At 53.9% G+C, this 3233-nt stretch carries 4 protein-coding genes; 1 reads left to right on the forward strand and 3 read right to left on the reverse strand.

All coding sequences use genetic code 11. The annotated features are described in order from the left end of the window. Positions 1 to 208 (forward strand): type II toxin-antitoxin system RelE/ParE family toxin (locus IBX50_RS18840; RefSeq protein WP_292257941.1); only part of this gene is annotated, 208 nt, incomplete at its 5' end. A 300-nt stretch (positions 209 to 508) separates the two neighbouring features. Here the strand turns inward: IBX50_RS18840 and urtE are convergent. The 3 genes from urtE to urtC are packed head-to-tail and all read right to left on the reverse strand — an operon-like array spanning position 509 to position 3161. Further along, on the reverse strand, positions 509 to 1207 hold the full coding sequence (gene urtE / locus IBX50_RS18845; protein ID WP_292257942.1) for an urea ABC transporter ATP-binding subunit UrtE: 699 nt from the start codon (positions 1205 to 1207) through the stop codon (positions 509 to 511). Further along, positions 1207 to 2031, reverse strand: a complete 825-nt coding sequence (gene urtD / locus IBX50_RS18850; RefSeq protein ID WP_292257943.1) for an urea ABC transporter ATP-binding protein UrtD — start codon at positions 2029 to 2031, stop codon at positions 1207 to 1209. The genes urtE and urtD overlap by 1 nt, the downstream gene beginning before the upstream one ends. Then, complete coding sequence (gene urtC / locus IBX50_RS18855) at positions 2028 to 3161, reverse strand: urea ABC transporter permease subunit UrtC (protein WP_292257944.1); 1134 nt, start codon at positions 3159 to 3161, stop codon at positions 2028 to 2030. The genes urtD and urtC overlap by 4 nt, the downstream gene beginning before the upstream one ends. Positions 3162 to 3233 lie beyond the last annotated feature (72 nt).

Below are 3233 nucleotides of genomic sequence, written 5' to 3' on the forward strand. Positions count from 1 at the left end.
TCTTACTGGATTTTCAGGGTTTTGGTGTGGATTTTTATCATTGTTGCGCACTGACTTCCCCTTACCGGGTCGCAAGGTGCCCGAGTACGAGCTGGATCAGATTCGGGAGGTTTTCTGCAAGCCTTACCGGATTATTTATCACATCAAACCAAACCAGATCGACATACTGGCAGTGATTCACAGCAGAACAAACACTCTGCTGGAATAAAAAAGTCGACCCTGCAAAACAAAAAACTGATTTAGAGAACCGTGAGCACAACACACTGATTGAATTGCGTGTTCAGCATCTTACTGACCCACCCAGCCATTGGTTTTTAGCAGAAACGAATCGCGGGAGACTGCTTAAAATTGTCTTCGTCCCTGTGGACTGGCGCTATCCAACATCGCCCGTGGCGGTTACATCCCCTGTCGCTGGTTGCAGGGTCAAACAGCTGTTCGGAGAGGCTGATACACAGCCTCATGAATAATGCGGAATCTACTCAAATCTGAATCTGAAGCCATACCTCCATCAAACCGTCAAATGCTGTTTGATCAGTCCATCACTCAGCCCTGCGATTTCCCCTTCTGCCAGGTTCTGGCCGCGGTCCATGATGACAAAGCGGTCTGCAAATTTCCGGGCGAAGGGGAGTTTTTGTTCCACCAGCAGGACGGTGAGTTGTTCTTCGCTGATGAGTTTGCGGATGACTTCGCCGATCTGTTGCACGATGTTGGGCTGGATGCCTTCACCGGGTTCGTCGAGGATCAGCAGGCGCGGTTCCAGTACCAGTGCACGGCCTATCGCCAGTTGTTGTTGCTGACCACCGGATAGGTCACCACCCCGGCGGTTGCGCATGTCCTTGAGTACCGGGAATAACTCGTAGATTTTTTCAGGGATCTTTTTTAAGCCATCACCGCGTGCAGCCAGTCCGGTGCGCAGGTTTTCTTCCACGGTCAAAAGCGGGAAGATCTGGCGACCCTGGGGTACAAATCCAATACCCAGGCGGGAGCGGTCTTCCAGCCGTTTACGGGTCAGGTCGATGCCATCATCGTACTGAATGTTGCCATCACGGATCATCACTTCACCCATGATGCTTTTCATCAGGGTGGTTTTGCCCACACCATTGCGCCCCATCACACAGGTGCACTGGCCTTTGGGTGCAGTCAGTGACAGGTTGCGCAGGGTGTGGCTCTGGCCGTAATACTGGTTGAGTCCGGTGATTGTCAGCATCAGGCTTCTTCTCCAAGGTAAACTTCTATCACTCGCGGATCGGATGACACCTGATCCATGCTGCCTTCGGCCAGTACACTGCCTTGGTGTAATACCGTCACTCTGCGGGCAATGGAGCGTACAAAACCCATGTCATGTTCCACCACCACCACCGACTGTTTACCAGCCAGTCCGGTGAGTAATTCAGCGGTGCGTTCCATTTCCTGTTCAGTCATACCGGCCACCGGTTCATCCACCAGCAACAGGCGAGGTTTCTGCATTAATAACATGCCAATTTCCAGCCATTGTTTCTGGCCATGGGACAAAATACCGGCCTGCTGCTGATGCAGTTCTTTCAGGCCAATCAGCTCCAGTATTTCATTAATATGATCCCGGATTTCACCCGTCAGGCGTTCGGTCAGGGTTGGCAAAATACTTTTGTTGGTGGCGCGTGCCAGCTCCAGATTCTGGAAGACTGTCAGGGCTTCAAACACGGTGGGTTTCTGAAACTTGCGCCCGATGCCCAGGCTGGCAATGTCCGGTTCATTCATCTGCAACAGGTTGTGGCGGCTGCCGAACCAGACTGAGCCTTCATCCGGGCGGGTTTTACCGGTGATGATGTCCATCATGGTAGTTTTGCCTGCCCCGTTTGGGCCGATGATACAACGCAGTTCACCGTCATCAATGGTCAGGTTCAGTTTGTTGATGGCTTTAAAACCATCAAAACTGACACTCACATCCTCCAGATACAGAATCGGGCCGTGGCGTACATCCACCGGGGATTGTTGTGGCACCATGAAATCAAACACCCGCTCGCGGTCGGTCAGCTGTTTCAGGAAACTCATGCGGGCTGCTCCTGTTGGTCTTCTGGCTGTTTGCCCTTCATCCTGCGGCGGCGCTCGTTCAGGCTGTTCATCAATCCGGCTATGCCTTTGGGCAGTAATACTGTAACCAGTACAAACATGGCACCCAGCGCAAACAACCAGGCATCGGGCATCACCCCGGTAAACCAGGTTTTGGCATAGTTGACCAGCAGCGCACCGATCACCGCGCCATACAGGGTGGTGCGTCCACCCAGCGCCACCCAGATCACAATTTCGATGGAAAACAGCGGTGAAAACTCTCCGGGGTTGATGATGCCCACCTGCGGCACATACAGGGCACCGGCCACACCCGCCAGCATGGCTGAAACCACAAACACCGACAGTTGCACCCGCTCCACCCGATAACCCAGAAAACGTGTACGCGCTTCAGCATCACGGCAGGCCACACACACCCGCCCCAGCTTGCTGGTGACTAGGGCACGACAGATCAGATACCCAATCGCCAGCGCCAGCCCGGTGACCAGAAACAACACCAGTCGTGTGGTATCGGTGCGAAGATCAAAACCCAGAATATCGCGGAAATCGGTCAGGCCGTTGTTGCCACCAAAACCCATTTCATTACGGAAGAAGGCCAGCATCAGGGCAAACGTCAGCGCCTGGGTCATGATCGACAGGTACACCCCAGCCACACGGGATCGAAAAGCCAGATATCCAAATACAAAGGCCAGCAGACCCGGCACCAGTAACACCATTAATGCCGCAAACCAGAAGCTGTCAAAACCCAGCCAGTACCAGGGCAAGGCATCCCAGCTGAGGAACACCATAAAATCTGGCAGTTCCGGGTGACCATAAACACCCCGATCACCGATCTGGCGCATCAGGTACATACCCATGGCATAACCACCCAGCGCAAAAAAAGCACCGTGACCCAGACTGAGGATACCGAGGTAACCCCACACCAGATCCACCGCCACCGCCAGCAGGGCATAACTAAGGTACTTGCCCAGCAGGTTAACGGTGTAAGCCGAAACATGCAGCGGATGACCAGCAGGCACCACCAGGTGCAGCAGGGTGACCAGGCTCATGGCCAGCAACAACACTCCAAGAAAGATGCGGGTCGAACGTTCATACAGGGGTTGGGTCAGCCACATAAATCAGTCTCCGGCAGCACGCCCCTGCTGCGGAAAGAGTCCGCGCGGGCGTTTCTGGATGAACAGGATGAT

The sequence above is a fragment of the Marinospirillum sp. genome (assembly GCF_014859565.1).

Coding starts and splice junctions, on each gene's coding strand:
- urtE (WP_292257942.1), bottom strand. CDS start 1,207: ATGCTGACAATCACCGGACTCAACCAGTATTACGGCCAGAGCCACACC.
- urtD (WP_292257943.1), bottom strand. CDS start 2,031: ATGAGTTTCCTGAAACAGCTGACCGACCGCGAGCGGGTGTTTGATTTC.
- urtC (WP_292257944.1), bottom strand. CDS start 3,161: ATGTGGCTGACCCAACCCCTGTATGAACGTTCGACCCGCATCTTTCTT.